The 16,927-nt window shown below is 71.0% G+C and carries 17 protein-coding genes; 4 read left to right on the top strand and 13 right to left on the bottom strand.

Features of this window, described 5'->3' with window-relative positions:
- Nucleotides 1-83 precede the first annotated feature (83 nt).
- The 13 genes from ACFFGE_RS11190 to ACFFGE_RS11130 form a co-directional block, all read right to left on the bottom strand.
- Nucleotides 84-341, bottom strand: a complete 258-nt coding sequence (locus tag ACFFGE_RS11190; protein ID WP_376836482.1) for a hypothetical protein — start codon at nucleotides 339-341, stop codon at nucleotides 84-86.
- An 83-nt stretch (nucleotides 342-424) separates the two neighbouring features.
- A complete protein-coding gene (gene glk / locus ACFFGE_RS11185) occupies nucleotides 425-1,393 on the bottom strand; it encodes a glucokinase (RefSeq protein ID WP_376836481.1) in 969 nt (322 codons plus the stop codon).
- The gene (gene edd, locus ACFFGE_RS11180) at nucleotides 1,390-3,270 is read right to left on the bottom strand and encodes a phosphogluconate dehydratase (protein WP_376836480.1); all 1,881 of its coding nucleotides are present in this window, start codon (nucleotides 3,268-3,270) and stop codon (nucleotides 1,390-1,392) included. The genes glk and edd overlap by 4 nt, the downstream gene beginning before the upstream one ends.
- Nucleotides 3,270-3,971: a 6-phosphogluconolactonase gene (gene pgl / locus ACFFGE_RS11175; protein WP_376836478.1), complete on the bottom strand. Its 702-nt coding sequence runs from the start codon at nucleotides 3,969-3,971 to the stop codon at nucleotides 3,270-3,272. The genes edd and pgl overlap by 1 nt, the downstream gene beginning before the upstream one ends.
- Nucleotides 3,972-4,142: 171 nt before the next feature.
- Nucleotides 4,143-5,594 (bottom strand): glucose-6-phosphate dehydrogenase, encoded by a 1,452-nt coding sequence (gene zwf / locus ACFFGE_RS11170; RefSeq protein ID WP_376836477.1) that lies wholly within the window; start codon nucleotides 5,592-5,594, stop codon nucleotides 4,143-4,145.
- Nucleotides 5,595-5,623: 29 nt separating this feature from the next.
- Nucleotides 5,624-6,235, bottom strand: a complete 612-nt coding sequence (hisIE, locus tag ACFFGE_RS11165; RefSeq protein WP_376836476.1) for a bifunctional phosphoribosyl-AMP cyclohydrolase/phosphoribosyl-ATP diphosphatase HisIE — start codon at nucleotides 6,233-6,235, stop codon at nucleotides 5,624-5,626.
- Between the two features lie 163 nt (nucleotides 6,236-6,398).
- Nucleotides 6,399-7,166 carry an imidazole glycerol phosphate synthase subunit HisF gene (hisF, locus tag ACFFGE_RS11160; protein ID WP_376836475.1) on the bottom strand — a complete coding sequence of 256 codons (768 nt, stop codon included), beginning with the start codon at nucleotides 7,164-7,166 and terminating at the stop codon, nucleotides 6,399-6,401.
- Entirely contained in the window at nucleotides 7,163-7,894 is a 732-nt protein-coding gene (gene hisA, locus ACFFGE_RS11155) for a 1-(5-phosphoribosyl)-5-[(5-phosphoribosylamino)methylideneamino]imidazole-4-carboxamide isomerase (RefSeq protein ID WP_376836474.1), read from the bottom strand. Before hisA ends, hisF begins: the two co-directional genes overlap by 4 nt.
- Complete coding sequence (gene hisH / locus ACFFGE_RS11150) at nucleotides 7,891-8,490, bottom strand: imidazole glycerol phosphate synthase subunit HisH (protein ID WP_376836473.1); 600 nt, start codon at nucleotides 8,488-8,490, stop codon at nucleotides 7,891-7,893. Before hisH ends, hisA begins: the two co-directional genes overlap by 4 nt.
- A 136-nt stretch (nucleotides 8,491-8,626) precedes the next feature.
- The gene (hisB, locus tag ACFFGE_RS11145) at nucleotides 8,627-10,072 is read right to left on the bottom strand and encodes an imidazoleglycerol-phosphate dehydratase HisB (RefSeq protein ID WP_376836472.1); all 1,446 of its coding nucleotides are present in this window, start codon (nucleotides 10,070-10,072) and stop codon (nucleotides 8,627-8,629) included.
- A 166-nt stretch (nucleotides 10,073-10,238) separates the two neighbouring features.
- Nucleotides 10,239-11,561 carry a histidinol dehydrogenase gene (gene hisD / locus ACFFGE_RS11140; protein WP_376836471.1) on the bottom strand — a complete coding sequence of 441 codons (1,323 nt, stop codon included), beginning with the start codon at nucleotides 11,559-11,561 and terminating at the stop codon, nucleotides 10,239-10,241.
- Nucleotides 11,561-12,442, bottom strand: a complete 882-nt coding sequence (gene hisG, locus ACFFGE_RS11135; RefSeq protein ID WP_376836470.1) for an ATP phosphoribosyltransferase — start codon at nucleotides 12,440-12,442, stop codon at nucleotides 11,561-11,563. Before hisG ends, hisD begins: the two co-directional genes overlap by 1 nt.
- 9 nt (nucleotides 12,443-12,451) lie before the next feature.
- Nucleotides 12,452-12,757, bottom strand: coding sequence for a YerC/YecD family TrpR-related protein (locus ACFFGE_RS11130; RefSeq protein WP_376836469.1), 306 nt, complete (start codon nucleotides 12,755-12,757; stop codon nucleotides 12,452-12,454).
- 147 nt (nucleotides 12,758-12,904) lie between these two features.
- Between ACFFGE_RS11130 and ACFFGE_RS11125 the strand changes: the two genes are divergently transcribed.
- Genes ACFFGE_RS11125 through ACFFGE_RS11110 form a run of 4 tightly spaced genes read left to right on the top strand, consistent with a single transcriptional unit; the run spans nucleotide 12,905 to nucleotide 16,919 of the window.
- A complete protein-coding gene (locus ACFFGE_RS11125) occupies nucleotides 12,905-14,338 on the top strand; it encodes a circularly permuted type 2 ATP-grasp protein (RefSeq protein ID WP_376836468.1) in 1,434 nt (477 codons plus the stop codon).
- The gene (locus tag ACFFGE_RS11120) at nucleotides 14,338-15,276 is read left to right on the top strand and encodes an alpha-E domain-containing protein (protein WP_376836467.1); all 939 of its coding nucleotides are present in this window, start codon (nucleotides 14,338-14,340) and stop codon (nucleotides 15,274-15,276) included. Before ACFFGE_RS11125 ends, ACFFGE_RS11120 begins: the two co-directional genes overlap by 1 nt.
- 4 nt (nucleotides 15,277-15,280) lie before the next feature.
- Nucleotides 15,281-16,129, top strand: coding sequence for a transglutaminase family protein (locus ACFFGE_RS11115; protein WP_376836466.1), 849 nt, complete (start codon nucleotides 15,281-15,283; stop codon nucleotides 16,127-16,129).
- A gap of 52 nt (nucleotides 16,130-16,181) precedes the next feature.
- Nucleotides 16,182-16,919 (top strand): proteasome-type protease, encoded by a 738-nt coding sequence (locus ACFFGE_RS11110; protein WP_376836465.1) that lies wholly within the window; start codon nucleotides 16,182-16,184, stop codon nucleotides 16,917-16,919.
- Nucleotides 16,920-16,927 lie beyond the last annotated feature (8 nt).

Genomic DNA, 16,927 nt, shown 5'->3' with positions numbered 1-16,927 from the left:
GGACGAAAAAACCCCGCAGCCTCGGCTGCGGGGTTCTTCTTTTTCCGAAGGCTACGGCGGGGTCATGACGCCCGCCGCCCGGATCAGTTCGCCGGCGTGCTCGGCGAGGTGTCCGGGGTGTTCTCGGTGGTCAGGCCGCCGTCGGCGTTGCCGGCTTCCTGCTCGATGCGGTCCGCTTCGGCGTTGAGCGCGGTTTCCTGCTCCTCGGTCGGGGCGGCCGCGGCCTGTTCCTCAAGGGCGTCGGCCTGCTGCTCGGCGGCGCGGTCGGCGGCGGACTCGCCACAGGCGGCGAGCGAGCCGGCCAGGGCGATCGAGGTGGCGGCGATGATCAGTTTGCGCATGGATGTCCTTCCTTCCAAAGGTGCGACCCGATAACGCACGAGCTCACCGACGGTTCACGCCCCCGTGAACGTGGCTCGATCGCTCAGCGCGCCTCCTGGAAGGCCACCCGCGCGGCGCCCAGCAGGGCCGCGTGCTTCTCCGTGATGACCCAGGTCGGGATGTCGCCGACATAGTCCTGGAACCGTCCCTTGCGCTCGAACCGCTCGCGGAAGGGACTGGCCTTCAGGAAGGGCAGGATGCGCGGCGCGATGCCGCCGGCGATATAGACGCCGCCCCGCGCGCCCATGGTCAGGGCGATGTCGCCGGCCACGGCGCCGAGGATGGCGCAGAACCGCGCCAGGGTCGCGCCGCAGGGGCTGTTGGGATCCTTCATCGCCGTCTCGGTGATCTCGGCGGGATCGTCGATGTGGGTCTCGCGCCCGTCGATCTCGGCGAGCGCGCGGTGCATGTTCAGAAGGCCCGGGCCGCAGATCAGCCGCTCGATCGAGACCCGGCTGTAGCGCCGACGGAGGATGCGCAGAATCTCGTCCTCCACCGGATCGCCCGGCGCGAAGCAGGCGTGGCCGCCCTCGGACGGCAGCGCCATCTCGCGGCCGTGGACGTCGCGGGCGAGCGCCGACACGCCGAACCCCGTGCCCGGCCCCAGCACCGCGATGGCCGCGTGGGGGTCGCCCGCCTCCGGCCCGCCCAGATGCGCGAGCTTGTCCGGAGTCACGATCGGCGCGCCCCAGGCCAGGGCCTCGAAGTCGTTGATCAGCCGAACCGGATCTAGGCCCAGGGTCGCGAGCTCGGTCTCGGAGGTGCGCCAGGGCGAATTGGTCAGGTCGATCGCGCCGTCCTCGATCGGCCCGGCCACGGCGATCACGCCGCCCGACGGCTTGACCTCGCACCCGTCGATGAAGGCGGCGACGCCCTCCTTGAAGGTGGGATAGCGTTCGGCCGGGAAGCTCTCGTGGTGCTCCAGCACGATGCGGTCGTCGACGCACCGGGCGATGGCGAAGCGGGCGTTGGTGCCCCCCACGTCGCCCACGAGCAGATGAAGATCCTTCATGCGTCCACCATGCGGTCGTTGACGTCGCCGTCGACGTGATCCTTGCGCGCGCCCGAGCCGTAGTCGGCCGCGAAACACACCGAGGCGCCTTCCTCGGCGGTGCTGACCAGGGCGCGGAAGCCGCTGAACAGCTCACGGCCGTAGCCCCAGGCCTGAACCTCGCCCGGCCGAACCGGCTCGCGGCTTTTCAGGTCGCCGTCCGACGTCGTCACGCTCAGTTCGCCGGTCTCGGCGTTGAGCCGCACGATGTCGCCGGTGCGCACATAGGCGAGGGGGCCGCCCTCGATCGCCTCGGGCGTGACATGGATGGCCGCCGGAGTCTTGCCCGAGGCGCCCGACATCCGCCCGTCCGTGACCAGCGCCACCTTGAAGCCCCGGTCCTGAAGCACGCTGAGCCCCGGCGACAGGCTATGCAGCTCGGGCATGCCGTTGGCCTTGGGCCCCTGGAAGCGCAGAACCGCCACGAAATCGCGTTCCAGCTCGCCCGCCTTGAAGGCGTCCAGGAACTCCTCCTGGGTCGAGAAGACCACCGCCGGCGCCTCGACCACGCGATGCTCCGGCTTGACCGCCGAGACCTTGATCACGGCCCGGCCGAGGTTGCCCTTGACCAGCCGCAGGCCGCCCTCGCGGTCGAACGGCTCGGCGGCGGGCCGCAGGATGTCCGGATCCAGCGTCTCGCCGACCCCGTCGACCCAGACCAGCTCGCCGTCCTGGAGCACCGGCTCCTTGAAGTAGTGGTGGATGCCGTCGCCCGCGATCGTCTTCACGTCGGAGTGGATGTAGCCGTTCTGGGCCAGCTCGCGCGCGACGAAGGCGACCCCGCCCGCCGCCTGGAAGGCGTTCACGTCGGCGGTCCCGTTGGGATAGACCCGCGCCAAGAGCGGCGTGACCGAGCTCAGCTCGTCCATGTCGGTCCAGTCGATCAGCACGCCCGCCGAGCGCGCCATGGCGACCAGGTGGATGGCGTGGTTGGTCGAACCGCCGGTGGCCAGGAGCGCCACGATCATGTTGACGACGGACTTCTCGTCGATGACGTCGGCCATCCGGCCCTCGCCCGAGCGCGACAGCTCCACCGCCCGCTTCGCCGCCGCCGCCGTCAGGGCGTCGCGCAGGCCCGTCTCCGGGTGCACGAAGGCGGTCGACGGCATGTGCAGCCCCGCCAGCTCCATCATCATCTGGTTGGAGTTGGCCGTGCCGTAGAAGGTGCAGGTGCCGGGCGAGTGATAGCTGGCGACCTCGCTCTCCAGCAGCGTCTGGCGGTCCACCTTGCCCTGGGCGTACTCGGCGCGGACCCGCGCCTTCTCGGCATTGGGGATGCCCGACGGCATCGGCCCGGCCGGGGCGAAGATCACCGGCAGGTGGCCGAACGCCAGCGACCCCATGAACAGGCCCGGCACGATCTTGTCGCACACGCCCAGGCAGATGACAGCGTCGAAGGCGTCATGGGTCAGCGCCACGCCGGTGGACATTGCGATGACGTCGCGGCTGAAGAGCGACAGCTCCATGCCCGGCCGACCCTGGGTGACGCCGTCGCACATGGCGGGCGTGCCGCCGGCGACCTGGGCGGTGGCGCCGACCTCGCGCGCGGCCTGCCGGATGATCTCGGGGAAACGCTCGAAGGGCTGATGCGCCGACAGCATGTCGTTGTAGGCCGTGACGATGCCGACGTTCGGCGCCTTCCCGCCCATCATGGTCAGCTTGTCGGCGACGGTCTGGCCCGCGAAGGCGTGGGCCCAGTTGGCGCATGACAGCTTGGCGCGCGCCACGCCGCGATCACGGGCGGCGTCCATGCGGCGCAGATAGTCCGAGCGGGTGCTGCGACTCCGCTCGATGATCCGCTGGGTCACCCGCGCGGTCACGGGGTGCATCTCCGCCATCAGCCGGCCTCCGTCCAGATCACGTCGAGCGCCGGAACCGACGCGACCAGCGCCGCGATGGGCGTCACGGCCGGGTCGCCGGTCAGCTCGCGCTCGAACACCTCGCGCTTCTTCGCGCCCGTCAGCGCCAGGACCACACGCCCGGCGCCCTTCAGGTAAGGTATGTTCAGGCTGATCCGTTCCAGCGAGGGCGCCAGGCCGTCGCGGCCCTTCGGCACGCCCAGCACCGTCGGTTTCAGCTTGGGCGACAGAAGCGACTTCAGGGTCGGGCTGCCGGGGAAGATCGACAGGATGTGGCCGTCCTCGCCCATGCCCAGCAGCGCCGCGTCGACACGCCCGCCGACCTGCTGCAGGGCCCGCGCGGCCAGGGCGGCCGACCGGTCCACGGTCACCGCGGCGTGGTGGAGCGGCAGAAGCGTCGCGGCCGCCGCCGGCCCGGTCATCAGCGTCTCGCGCAGCAGCCGGGCGTTGGAGTCCGGCGAGCTCTCCGGCACGTGCCGCTCATCGACCGGCAGGACGACCACCCGCGACCAGTCCAGGTCGGCTCCCGCCAGTCGGCGGTAGATGGGCGACGGCGTGGAGCCCCCCGCGCCCGCGAACACGGCCTGACCGCGCTCAGCGATGGCGACGCGAAGCGCCTCGGCCAGCCGGTCGGCCGCGGCCTCTGCCCAGGCGTCAGGGGAAGGGAAGGACTGGATCATCGCACAGTCTCCTTCTCCCCTCGTGGGAGAAGGTGGGCCGCAGCGCGGCTCGGATGAGGGGGCTGGTTCAGCTCGCACCCAGCCGACCGATGAGCGGCGGACACAGCCCCCTCATCCGTCATGCTTTGCATGCCACCTTCTCCCACAAGGGGAGAAGGGAAGTTTTCCCAACTACCCATCGTTGGTGTTCCAGGTCCGGCCGTCGCGGGCCAAGAGGCGGTCTCCGGCGTCGGGACCCCAGGTTCCCGGCCGGTAGATGTGCGGCCGGTACTCGGCCTCGGCCCAGGCTTCGGACACGCCGTCGACCCACTCCCAGGCCTTCTCCGCCTCGTCGGCGCGGACGAACAGGGTCGAGTCGCCCGCCATGGCGTCCAGCAGCAGCCGCTCATAGGCGATGCGTCGCCGCGGCGGCTTGGCGCCCTTGCCGTCCACGCCCCACGACAGGCTCATGCGGATCGGCTGCAGCTGCATGCGCTGGTCCAGGCCGGGCCGCTTGTTCATGACCGTGAGGGAGATGTCCTCCTCTGGCTGCAGCTCGATCACCATGCGGTTGGCGACGACGTCGCCGCGCTGGTCGAAGATGGAGTGGGGCACCGGCTTGAACTGGATCACGATCTCGGTGCGCTTCTCCGGCAGGCGCTTGCCGGTGCGCATGTAGAAGGGCACGCCCGCCCAGCGCCAGTTGTCGATGTCGGCCCGGAGCGCGACGTAGGTGTCGATATCGGACGGCGCGCCGCGCTCCTCCTCATAACCCTTGACCGGCCCGTCGGGCCCGTGGCCGCCGACGTACTGGCCGCGTACGGTGACGTCCCTGACGTTGGCCGCCGAGATGGGGCGCAGCGAGCGCAGCACCTTGACCTTCTCGTTGCGGACCGAGTCCGGGTCCAGATCCGACGGCGGCTCCATCGCCACCAGGCACAGCAGCTGCAGCATGTGGTTCTGCAGCATGTCGCGAAGCGCGCCGTATTCGTCGTAGTAGGGCCAGCGGTCGCCGACGCCCACCGTCTCGCCGACCGTGATCTGCACGTGGTCGATCGAGAGGTTGTTCCACAGCGGCTCGAAGATGGTGTTGCCGAACCGGAGCGCGATCAGGTTCTGGACCGTCTCCTTGCCCAGATAGTGGTCGATCCGGAACACTTGGCGCTCGTCGAAGGCGTGGGCGACCTCGGCGTCGATCTGGCGGAAGCTCTCCAGGTCCCGTCCGACCGGCTTCTCCAGCACGATGCGCGCCTGCGGGCCGGTCAGGCCCGCGGCCTTGAGCGCCCGCACGATCGGCCCGTAAAGCGAAGGCGAGACCGCCAGGAAGTAGGTCAGCTCCCGGTCGTCGCCGAGCTTTTCCTTCAGCGCGCTCAGTCCCTCGGCCGAGGTGGCGTCGACCGCCACATAGTCGATGCGCTCGGCCACGCGCGCGAAGCTCTCGTCGGACCAGTGGCCGTCGGCGCGCTTGATCACGCTGTCCTTGACGCGGGCGAGGTAGGCCTCGCGGCTCTCCTCGCTGCGGGCCGCGGCGATGATCTTCAGCCCATCGGGCAGGAGGCCGTCGTGCTCGAGGAAGTAGAGCGAGGGCAACAGCATCCGGATCGCCAGATCGCCGCCGCCGCCGAAGAGCACCAAGGCCGCCATTCCTGTCCTTTCGCGAGCTTCGCCGTCCGCTACCCGTCCCCTTTGGCCGGTCGGGCGCGATCCGCCAACACGTCCAGCACCCGCTGAAACGACATGTGACGCGCCTTCAGGAGAACGAGCAGATGATAGATCAGGTCCGCCGCCTCCGACGCAAGCTCCTCGTCCGGACCGGCGGCGCCGGCGAGGGCGGTCTCCACGCCTTCCTCCCCGACCTTCTGGGCGGCGCGCTTGGGTCCCTGGCCCAGCAGCCGCGCGGTCCAGCTGGTCTCCGGATCGGCCGCCGCGCGCTCGGCGATGGTCCGCTCCAGCGCCGCGATCCGGCCCAGACCCGGCGCGTCGGCGTCGCCGAAACAGCTGGTCGTGCCCAGATGGCACGCCGGCCCCATCGGCCGCACCGCCACCACCAGCGCATCGCCGTCGCAGTCCGGCGTGACCGACACGACCTTCAGCCGGTTGCCGCTGGTCTCGCCCTTCCTCCAGCGCCCGCCGCGAGACCGGGAGAAGAAGGTGGCCTCGCCGCTCTCCAGCGTCTCCTTCAGGGCCGCCTCGTCCATGTAGGCGAGCGTCAGCACCTGCAGGGTGTCGGCGTCCTGCACCACCGCCGGGACCAGCCCGCCGCCCTTGGCGAAGTCGAGTTCCATTATCCCTCTCCCCTTGGGGGAGAAGGAGGCATGCGGAGCATGACGGATGAGGGGGCTGTGGACCCAAAGCTCATCGTCCCGCATCGCGCGAGCTGAAACCTCCCCCTCATCCGAGCCGCGCTGCGGCCCACCTTCTCCCCCAAGGGGAGGAGGAATAAGCGTCTCATATCCTCACCTCCACCCCGGCCCGGTCCAGGTCGCGCTTCAGGTCCGGGATCCGGATCGCGCCCGAGTGGAACACGCTGGCGGCCAGGGTGCCCGAGACGTCGGCCTGGCGGAACGCCTGGATGAAATGGCCGACCGCGCCTGCGCCGCCCGACGCCACCAGCGGGATGGTCAGACGCGCGCGCGCGGCCGCCAGCTGCATCAGGTCGTAGCCCTGGCGCACCCCGTCCTGGTCGATGCAGTTCAGCACGATCTCGCCGGCTCCCAGCTCCTGCGCCTCCACGATCCATTCCATCGTCAGCCGCCCGGCGCCGCGCCGCGCGTCCGGGTCGCCGGTGTATTTGTGAACCCGCCAGTCGCCGTCCTGGAACTGGCTGTCGACGCCGACCACCACGCACTGCCGCCCCAGCCGCTCGGCCATCTCGGCGATCAGCTCCGGCCGCTCCAGCGCGGGCGAGTTGATCGACACCTTGTCGGCCCCGTGATCGAGGCAGCGCGCCGCCTGATCGACCGTACGGATGCCGCCGGCGACGCAGAAGGGGATGTCCAGCAGCCGGGCGATGTCCTCGACCCAGCCGTAGTCCAGGGTGCGCCCTTCCGGACTGGCGGTGATGTCGTAGAAGACCAGCTCGTCGGCGCCCTCGTCGCGATAGCGGGCGGCCAGTTCGGCGGCGTCGCCCATGTCGCGGTGGCCCTCGAAGCGCACGCCCTTCACGACCCGCCCGTCCTTCACGTCCAGACAGGGGATGATCCGCCGGGCGGTCATCGCACCGCCTCCAGCGCCTGTTCGACGGTGAACCGTCCCTCGTAGATGGCGCGGCCGACGATGGCCCCGGCGCAGCCCGCCGCCTTCGCCGCCGTCAGGTCGTCCAGCGCGGAGACGCCGCCGGACGCCTGGATCGCCAGATCGGGCCGCCGCCGACGGACCTCCGCCAGCAGCTCGAGGTTGGGTCCGGTCAGGGCGCCGTCGCGTCCCACGTCGGTGATCAGGACGTGCTTCAGAGTTCCCTCGCGATAGGCCTCGAGCGCCGTCCAAAGGTCGATCCCCGCCGCCTCGGTCCAGCCCTTCAGCGCGGGAACGGGCGCGCCGTCGACCAGCTTGACGTCCAGCGCCAGCGTGATCCGCTCCGGCCCGAACCGCGCCAGCCACGCGGCCACGGTCTGGGGCGCGCTGACCGCCAGCGAGCCGACCACGACCCGCGACACGCCCGCGTCCAGCAGGCGCTCGACGTCCTCCACCGCGCGCACGCCGCCGCCGGACTGGATGTTCGCCAGCCCCGCCGACGCCAGGCGTCCGATCAGCGCGTGCTGGACCGCGCGGCCCTGCTCGGCCCCGTCCAGATCGACGACGTGCACCCAGTCGGCGCCGGCCCTGGCGAACGCCGTCAGGCGCGCCAGCGAATCCTCGTCATACGCGGTCACCTGGTCGAAGCGGCCGTGCATCAGCCGCACGCAGACGCCGCCCCTCAGGTCGATGGCCGGATAGACGATCACGCGGGCAGCTCCAGGAAGTTCTTCAGAATGCGCAGGCCGGTTTCGGACGACCGTTCCGGGTGGAACTGACAGCCCATGCGCGAGCCCATCGCCACCACGCCCGGCACCGCTCCGCCGTAATCGGCCGCCGCCAGGGTCGCGGGTCCGTCGGGGCAGACGAAGCCGTGCACGAAATAGGCCCAGTCGCCGTCCTTCACCCCGTCGATCAGCGGATGGTCGCCGCGCCGGGTCAGACGGCTCCAGCCCATGTGCGGCACCGGCCGGTCGGGAGCCGGCTCGATCGCCTCCACCCGGCCGGGGATCAGGCCGAGGAGACGAACCCCGCCGTCCTCCACGCTCTCGTCGAACAGCAGCTGCTGACCCAGGCAGACCCCCAGCAGCGGGCGCGGGAACGCGCGGATCGCCTCGACCACGCCGAGCGCCTCGATCTGGCGCATGGCATAGCCCGCCGCCCCGACGCCCGGCAGCACCAGCCGCGTCGCCGAAGCGACGGCCTCGGGGGTCGAGACCAGCTCGACCGTCCCGCCCAGCCGCTCGAACGCGAACCGCACCGACGCGACGTTGCCGGCGCCGTAGGCCAGGATGGAGACGGTCATGTGGATTGTTTCAGGGTGAAGAGCGTTAGTGAGCGGAGGGGTGAGCATAGGCCCGCGACCGTCTCACGCCGCCTGCTCACTACTTGCTCACTAGCACTCCTCACTCCCGTCGCGGTGACGCCTGCCGCGGCCGCCATCACAGCACCCCCTTGGTGGACGGCACCGCTTCGCCCTCCACCCGGATGGCCTGCCGCAGGGCGCGGCCGAAACCCTTGTAGACGGCCTCGGTCTTGTGGTGGTCGTCCGCGCCCGTGACCGACACATGGATCGCCGCGCCCAGGTGCTCGGCCAGCGACCGGAACACATGGGCGGTCAGGTCGGTGCGGTACTCGCCGATGAAGGGCGTCTCGAACGTCCCCTCGAACACCGGATAGGGGCGGCCCGACAGGTCGATCGACACCTTCGCCTCCGCCTCGTCCATCGGCAGGACGAAGCCGTAGCGGGCGATGCCGCGCCGTTCGCCCAGCGCCTGTTTCAGCGCCTGGCCCAGCGCGATGGCGGAGTCCTCGATGGTGTGGTGGGGGTCGGTGTGGAGGTCGCCCTCGCACGCCAGGGTCAGCGAGAAGCCGCCGTGGGCGGCCACCTGCTCCAGCATGTGGTCGAAGAAGCCGACGCCGGTGTGGATCGACACCGGCGCGGTCGCGTCCAGATCGACGGCGCAGACGATGCGGGTCTCCTTGGTGTCGCGAACCGCCTGACCGCGCCGCGCCGGGCGCGCCGCCGCCGGCTTCAACCCGAAGCCGACCAGCAGCCGGTCGTTGACCTCGGCCCGTGTGGACACCGGCAGGCGCAGCCGCTCGCCCGCCCGTTCGACGGACACGCCCACGGCCCTGAGCTCGCGCAGGACCGCCTCGACGTCCGTGGGCCGGACGATGACGATGGGCCCGACGCCCGGCTCGACGGTCGTCTCGCGTTCCAGCTCGCGGACCAGGCGGGCCCGCTCGACCTTCACCTGGTCGATGCGGCGCCGCGTCTCGATCAGACGCGACGGATCCAGCGCCTGCAGCGCCAGCCGCGCCGACGGTTCGGGCAGGGCGTAGGGTTCGACCACCTCGGCCAGGCGCGCGATCGCGCCCGCCTGGCCGATCGCCGCCCCGACGCGGGCGCCCGCCAGCCCGTAGGCCAGCGACAGCGAGCGTAGCACCACCAGATTGTCGGCCTGGCCGATCACCGTCGTCGCCGAGGGCGCCTCGGCGTACTCGATCAGCCCCTCGTCGAGCACCAGCAGCGCCGGGGCGACGCGGCCGGCCATCTCGACCACCGCCTCGGGCGACCCGAGCGCGCGCAGGATCACCACCCCCGTCTCGGCCCCGGCGGGCGCGGCGGCGTAGAGCGCGCGCAGGCTGGCGTAGGGTTCCGCATCCGGCGCCTCCACGGCTCGTCCGTCCCGGGCCGCCAGCCGGATCGCCAGCTCCAGTCCGTGGGTCAGGCCGCGCATGGGCAGCACCTGCTCCGGCGCGACGCCATAGACGTCGGCCATCCGCGCCCGCAGCGTCTCCGCCGCGTTCGGGTACCGGTCCAGCCCGTCGCCGCCGGCCACCAGGGGCGCGAACGGGGCGGGGAGGTTGGTGAGCGGGGTCATCTTCCTTCTCCCCTTGTGGGAGAAGGTGGCATGCGGAGCATGACGGATGAGGGGGCTGCCTGCCCCGTGCTCATCCTCAAAGCGCCTGCGAGCTGAACCAGCCCCCTCATCCGAGCGCCTCCGGCGCCCACCTTCTCCCACGAGGGGAGAAGGGTCGCTGGGTCTCTCATCGTCCGCTCCTCATGTCGGCCGCTCGCGCGTGGGCCTCCAGCCCTTCCAGCCGGGCCAGCCGGGCCGCGACGGGGCCCAGTTCGCCCGCGCCGTCCTCGGTGACGGTCTGCACCGACATCGTCGTCATGAAGCTGGCGGTCGTGATGCCGCCCAGCGTCCGCGCGCCGCCGTCGGTCGGCAGGACGTGGCTGGGCCCGGCGGCGTAGTCGCCGAGCGTCTCGGCGGCGAAGCGGCCGACGAAGACCGCCCCGGCCGCGCGGATCGCGGGCAGCATCGCCTCGGGATCCTCGACCTGGAGCGCCAGATGCTCGGGGCCGTACAGGTTGATCACGTCGCAGGCGGTCGGCAGATCCCGCACCAGCACGGCGCGGGCCTCGTTCAGGCTGGCGCGCGCCACCGCCTCGCGGGGCAGGGTCGCCACCTGCCGTTCCACCTCGGTCAGGACGTAGTCCAGGTTCGCCCGGCTGGTGGAGACCAGGATGACCTGGGCGTCGGCGTCGTGCTCGGCCTGGCTGAGCAGGTCGGCCGCGGCGATCTCCGGCGCGGCGTCGCGGTCGATCACGACCATCAGCTCGGACGGGCCCGCGGGCATGTCCACGGCCGGTCCGCCAGGAAGGGCCGTCGCCTGCTTCTTGGCCTCGGCCACGAAGGCGTTGCCCGGACCGAACAGCTTATCGACGGCGGGTATCTCCCCGTCGTCCAGCGTCACGCCGTAGGTCAGGGCCGCGATCGCATGGGCCCCGCCCAGCAGCCAGACGGCGTCCAGTCCGGCCTCGGCGGCCGCCACGATCATCGCCGGGTGGACCGAGCCGTCCTTCGCCGGCGGGGTGACCACGACGCGGGTCCCGACGCCCGCCACCTCGGCCGGGATCGCCTGCATCAGCAACGACGAGAACAGCGGCGCGGTGCCGCCGGGCACATAGATCCCCGCCGCCCGGATCGGGCGCCAGACCAGCTGGGAGCGGACGCCCCGGGTCGTCTCGACCATGTCGGTGTCCACAGGCCGGGTCGCCTGGTGGAACAGTCGCACGTTCTCCGCCGCGATACGGATGGCGCGGGTGTCGGCGGGAGCCAGCGCGTCGCGCGCCGCCTTCACCGTGTCGGGCGTGATGGCGATCCGGCGCGGCGCATGGCCGTCGAAGCGCTCGGCGTAGCGCGTCACCGCCGCCCCGCCCTCGGCCGCCACCGCGTCCATCACCTCGCGCACGATGTCGACGACGTCGCGCTCGGTGCGGCGCGCCGGTCGGGCCAGCGCCGCGCGCCGCCCCGCGTCGTCCAGCGACGCCCAATCGATCAACCTGCCGAACGCGGCCGCCATCACATCATCTTCTCGATCGGCAGGACGAGGATGGCCGACGCCCCCTCGGCCTTCAGCTTCTCCAGCGTCTCCCAGAACACCGCCTCCTGGCAGACGGCGTGGACCGCCACGGCGTCGTCGCGGCCGGACAGGGGCATGACGGTCGGCGACCCGGCGCCGGGCAGCAGCGCCGTGATACGGTCCAGCGCCGCCCTGGGCGCGTTCAGCATGACGTACTTGGCCCCCTGCGAGGCGACCACGCCGCTCATCCGCTCGATGATGCTGTCCAGGAGGTGCTGAAGCTCGGGCTCCGGCGCCTGCGGGCTGCGGATCAGGACGGCCTGGCTGTCGAACACCGTCTCCTGGGCGATCAGGCCGTTGGCCTCCAGCGTCGCGCCGGTGGACACCAGGTCGCAGATGGCGTGCGCCAGCTTCAGCCGGGGCGCCACCTCGACCGCGCCGCGCATGGTGACGATGTCGGCCGACACGCCCCGGCTCTCCAGCCAACGCTTCAGGATGCGCGGATAGGAGGTGGCGATCCGCCTGTCTTCCAGCGAGGCCGGTCCTGCGTAATCCAGGCTCGGCGGCGTCGCGACCTTCAGGGTGCACTTGCCGAAGCCAAGCGGCATCAGGATTTCGGCCTGGGGCCCCCCGTTCCGCGCCTCCTCCAGCACGTTCTCGCCCACGACGCCCAGGTCGCAGACGCCGTCCGCCACAAAGGTCGGGATGTCGTCGTCGCGCACGCGCAGGAGGTCGATCGGATAGTTCTCGACCCGATAGAGCAGGTCGTTGGCCCCCTTCATGACCCGCAGGCCCGCGTCGCGGACGAGGTCGAGGCTGCGTTCGGCCAGACGGCCGGATTTCTGGACGGCGATACGCAGCCGCCCCTGCACCTTGCTCATGGAAAGCTCTCAGTCGTTCTGGCGGTCCAGCACCAGGCGATAGCCCTGATGCGGCATCTCTTTCAGGAAGCGCGCGACCCGCACCACGGTGGTGGGGCTGGCCCCCGCCTCGGCGGCGATCTCGCGATAGGACTTGCCGCCCTGGTCCAGCAGGCGCGCGACCTGCCAGCGCTCGGCGAAGGCGCGAAGCTCCGCCGGCGTGCACAGGTCCTGGAGGAAGGCGTCGACCTCCGCGCGCGACTTCAGGCTCAGCAACGCGTCATAGAGCGCGTCGCGTCCGGCCTTGCTGTCGGGTTTGGCGGCGGTGTCCGTCATGGTGCGTTCCAATATGCTGTAACGCTGGCACAGTCAACCGGGCCGTGCGTCGGGATCGCGCAACATTCTTGCGTCTCATCCGCCACGCTTCCCGCATTGCAACAAAACGGTTGCGCGCTGCGCGCCGGACGTTCCAGTGTATCCGGGATGACCGATCCCTTGGCGGCCGTTTTCGACGAGATGCGGGGTTTCGACGGGCAGGGCGTCCGGCCCGCCTATCGCGCGCTGAACGAATGGCTGGCGGCCGCGCCCCCGGATCTCCTGCGCGCCCGCGCCAAGCAGGCCGAGGTCGTCTTCCGCCGCATGGGTGTGACCTTCGCCGTCTATGGCGACGCGGAGTCGAACGAGCGGCTGATCCCCTTCGACGTGGTGCCGCGCATCATCGCCGCCGCCGAATGGGCCGAACTGGAGCGTGGCCTGAAGCAGCGGGTCGCGGCTCTGAACGCCTTTCTGAAGGACATCTACGGGGCCCAGGACTGCATCCGCGCCGGCGTCGTGCCCGCCGATCTGATCCTGACCAATCCTCAGTACCGGCCCGAGATGCAGGGCCGCCGGCCGCCGGGCGACGTCTGGTGCCACATCTGCGGCGTCGACCTGATCCGCACCGACGAGGACGGCTTCTATGTGCTGGAGGACAACGCCCGCACGCCGTCCGGCGTCTCCTACATGCTCGAGAACCGCGAGATGATGATGCGGCTCTTCCCCGACCTGTTCGCGGAGCAGGGGGTGCGGCCGGTCGACACCTATGTGGACGATCTGCTTCGCGCGCTGGAGGCCTCGGCGCCCGCCGGCTCCGGCGTCGACCCCACGATCGTGGTCCTGACGCCCGGCCCGTTCAACTCGGCCTACTACGAACATTCGTTCCTGGCCGACAAGCTGGGGGTCGAGCTGGTCGAGGGGGCGGACCTGTTCGTCAACGACGACCAGGTGTTCATGCGCACGACCGAGGGTCCGCGCCGGATCGACGTCATCTATCGCCGCATCGACGACGACTTTCTGGATCCGCTGACCTTCCGGCCGGACTCCGCCGTCGGCGTGCCCGGGCTGATGGCGGCCTATCAGGCCGGGACCGTGACCCTGGCCAACGCCGTCGGCACCGGCGTCGCCGACGACAAGGCGGTCTACACCTACATGCCCGAGATCGTGGAGTTCTTCACCGGCGAGGCGCCGATCCTGAAGAATGTCCCGACCTGGCGCTGCCGCGAGCCGGCCGCGCTGAAGGAGGTGCTGGACCGGTTGCCGGAGCTGGTGGTCAAGGAGGTCGGCGGGTCCGGCGGCTACGGCATGCTGGTCGGCCCGGCCGCGACCAAGGCCGAGATCGAGAGCTTTCGCCGGAAGCTGATCGCCGACCCGGACGACTTCATCGCCCAGCCGACCCTGAAGCTGTCGACGGCGCCGACGCTGTCGGGCGAGACCCTGGCCCCCCGCCACGTCGACCTGCGCCCCTTCGTGCTGACCAGCCCGTCGGGCGTGCGCGTCACACCCGGCGGCCTGACGCGCGTGGCGCTGAAGGCCGGGTCGCTGGTGGTCAACTCCAGCCAGGGCGGCGGCACCAAGGACACCTGGGTGCTGGACGACTGATGCTGAGCCGCACCGCAGACAGCCTTTACTGGACCGGCCGCTACATGGAGCGGGCCGATTTCCTGGCGCGCATCCTGGACGCCGCGGTCCGGCTGGCGACCCTGCCGTCGCGCGGCGAGGCGGCGGGCGCCGCCTGGGCCGGCGCCATCGCCTCGGCCGGGTGCGCCGACGCCTATCGCGCCGTCCGGGGCGAACCGACCGAGGCGGGCGTGCGGGAGTATCTGGCCTTCGCGTCGGACAACCCGTGCTCGATCCACGCCTGCATCGGCCGTGCGCGCACCAACGCCCGCTCGGTCCGCACCGCCCTGACGGTGGAGCTGTGGGAGGCGATCAACGGCGCCTGGAACGGTCTGGCCGACCACCGCAGCCCGACGCGGCGGGACGACATGGTCCGCTTTCTCGACTGGGTGAAGTCGGTCTCGCTGGCGGTCGAGGGCGCCTCGTCGCGCACCATGCTTCGGAACGACGCCTACTGGTTCCTGAGGCTCGGCGCCGCCATCGAGCGGGCGGACAACACGGCGCGCCTGCTGGACGTGAAGTATCATCTGCTGCTGCCGCCCGGCGAACGGGTCGGCGGCCAGCTCGACTACTTCCAGTGGACGACCCTGCTGCGCGAGGTGTCGGCGCTGACGGCCTACCGTTGGGTCTATCGGGAGTCGGTCCAGCCCTGGCTGGTCGCCGACCTGCTCGTCCTGAACCGCCAGATGCCGCGTTCGCTGGCCAGCTGCCAGGCGATGATCGTCAGCTATCTCGAGCGCCTGGCCAGCGACTACAACCGCCGGGGCCCGGCCCAGCGTCTGGCCGGCGCGCGGCTGAACGCCTTCAACGAGGCCAGGATCGAGGACATCTTCCAGTCCGGCCTGCACGAGTACATCCAGCGCTTCCTGGTCGAGAACAACGCCCTCGCCGAGGCCGTCCACGATCAGTACCTGGTCTGAGCCCATGCGCATCCGCATCGACCACGCCACCCGCTACGCCTATCAGGGCCCGACCCGCTTCATCCTCCAGATGCTGCGCCTGACCCCGCGCTCCCACGAGGTGCAGCAGGTGCGGAGCTGGTCGGTGGAGACCGACGTCGACGCGCGACTGAGACGGTCCGAGGACGCCTTCGGCAACATCGTGCACGCCCTCTACACCGAGCGGCCGTGCGAGGCCCTGACGATCCGGGTGTCGGGGGAGGTGCACACCTCCGAGACCGACGGCGTGCTGAAGGGCGTGCGCGAGCGCCTGTCGCCGCTGGTGTTCCTGCGCGAGACGCCGCTGACCCGTCCGGACGCCGCGCTCATCGACTTCGCCGAGTCGATCGGGGAGGGGTCGGACCTTGAGCGCCTGCACCGGCTGATGGGCGAGCTCAACGCCCGCATGGCTTTCCAGGTCGGCGCCACCGACGCCGGCCATTCGGCGGCTGAGGCCTTCGCCCAGGGCGAAGGGGTGTGCCAGGACTACGCCCAGATCTTCATCGCCTGCGCCCGGCGGCTGACCATTCCCGCCCGCTACGTCTCCGGCCATCTGTGGCGCGCCGACGGGCAAGAGGAGCAGGAAGCGGGCCACGCCTGGGCCGAGGCCTTCGTCGAGGGCCTGGGCTGGGTCGGTTTCGATCCCGCCAACGGGGTCTGTCCGACCGAGGCCTATGTGCGCGTGGCGACGGGGCTGGACAGCCTGGGCGCCTCGCCGATCCGGGGGACCAGCTACGGCGGCGGCGCCGAGACGCTGGACGTGCGCCTGACCGTGCGGCGGGTGCAGCAGCCGCAGCAGCAGCAGCAACGTCAGTCGCCCGGCCTGGGATGGTAGCGCCGCGCCGGGAATCAGCTAGCGTCCGCCGCATCGAGGGGGAGCGGTCCGCGTGACCTATTGCGTCGGCATGCTGGTGGAGGAGGGGCTCGCCCTCATCGCGGACACGCGCACCAACGCCGGCGTGGACAACATCTCGACCTATCGCAAGCTGCACGTGACCGAAGTCCCCGGCGAGCGGGTGCTGGGCGTCGCCACCGCCGGCAACCTGTCGGTCACCCAGACGGCGCTGGCCATGGTGGCCGAGGGCGTCAGGCTGCCCGACGGCGAGGCGCCCGAGACACTGGAGACCGTCCCCACCCTGTTCCGCGCCGCCCAGCTGATCGGCCACGCCATCTCCCAGGTGCGGGCGTCCTTCTCGTCCCAGATGCAGGCCGACGCGGTCGACACCGGCGCCACCATCCTGCTGGGCGGCCAGATCGGCGACGGCAAGCTGGGGCTCTATCTCATCTACGCCCAGGGCAACTTCATCGAATGCGGCGTCGAGACCCCTTATCTGCAGGTGGGGGAGCTCAAGTACGGCAAGCCGATCCTGGACCGGGCGCTGCGCCACGACACGCCGTTGGACGAGGCGGTGAAGCTCGGCCTGATCTCGTTCGACTCCACCATCCGTTCCAACATCGCCGTCGGCCCGCCGTTCGACCTGCTGGTGCTCAAGCGCGACGCCCTGGCCAGCTTCCAGAAGCGGATCGAGGCTGACGACGACTATTTCCGCGATCTGGGGCGGCGCTGGTCCGAGGCGCTGGCGGCGGCGCACCGCGCCATGCCGGCGCCGCCCTGGCTCGCGTGACGCGTAGC

Origin of the sequence: Brevundimonas balnearis, from assembly GCF_042434805.1 — a bacterium.
GTDB lineage: Bacteria > Pseudomonadota > Alphaproteobacteria > Caulobacterales > Caulobacteraceae > Brevundimonas > Brevundimonas balnearis.
Note: the sequence above shows the minus strand (reverse complement) of the source record. Positions and strands in the feature narration are given on the sequence as shown.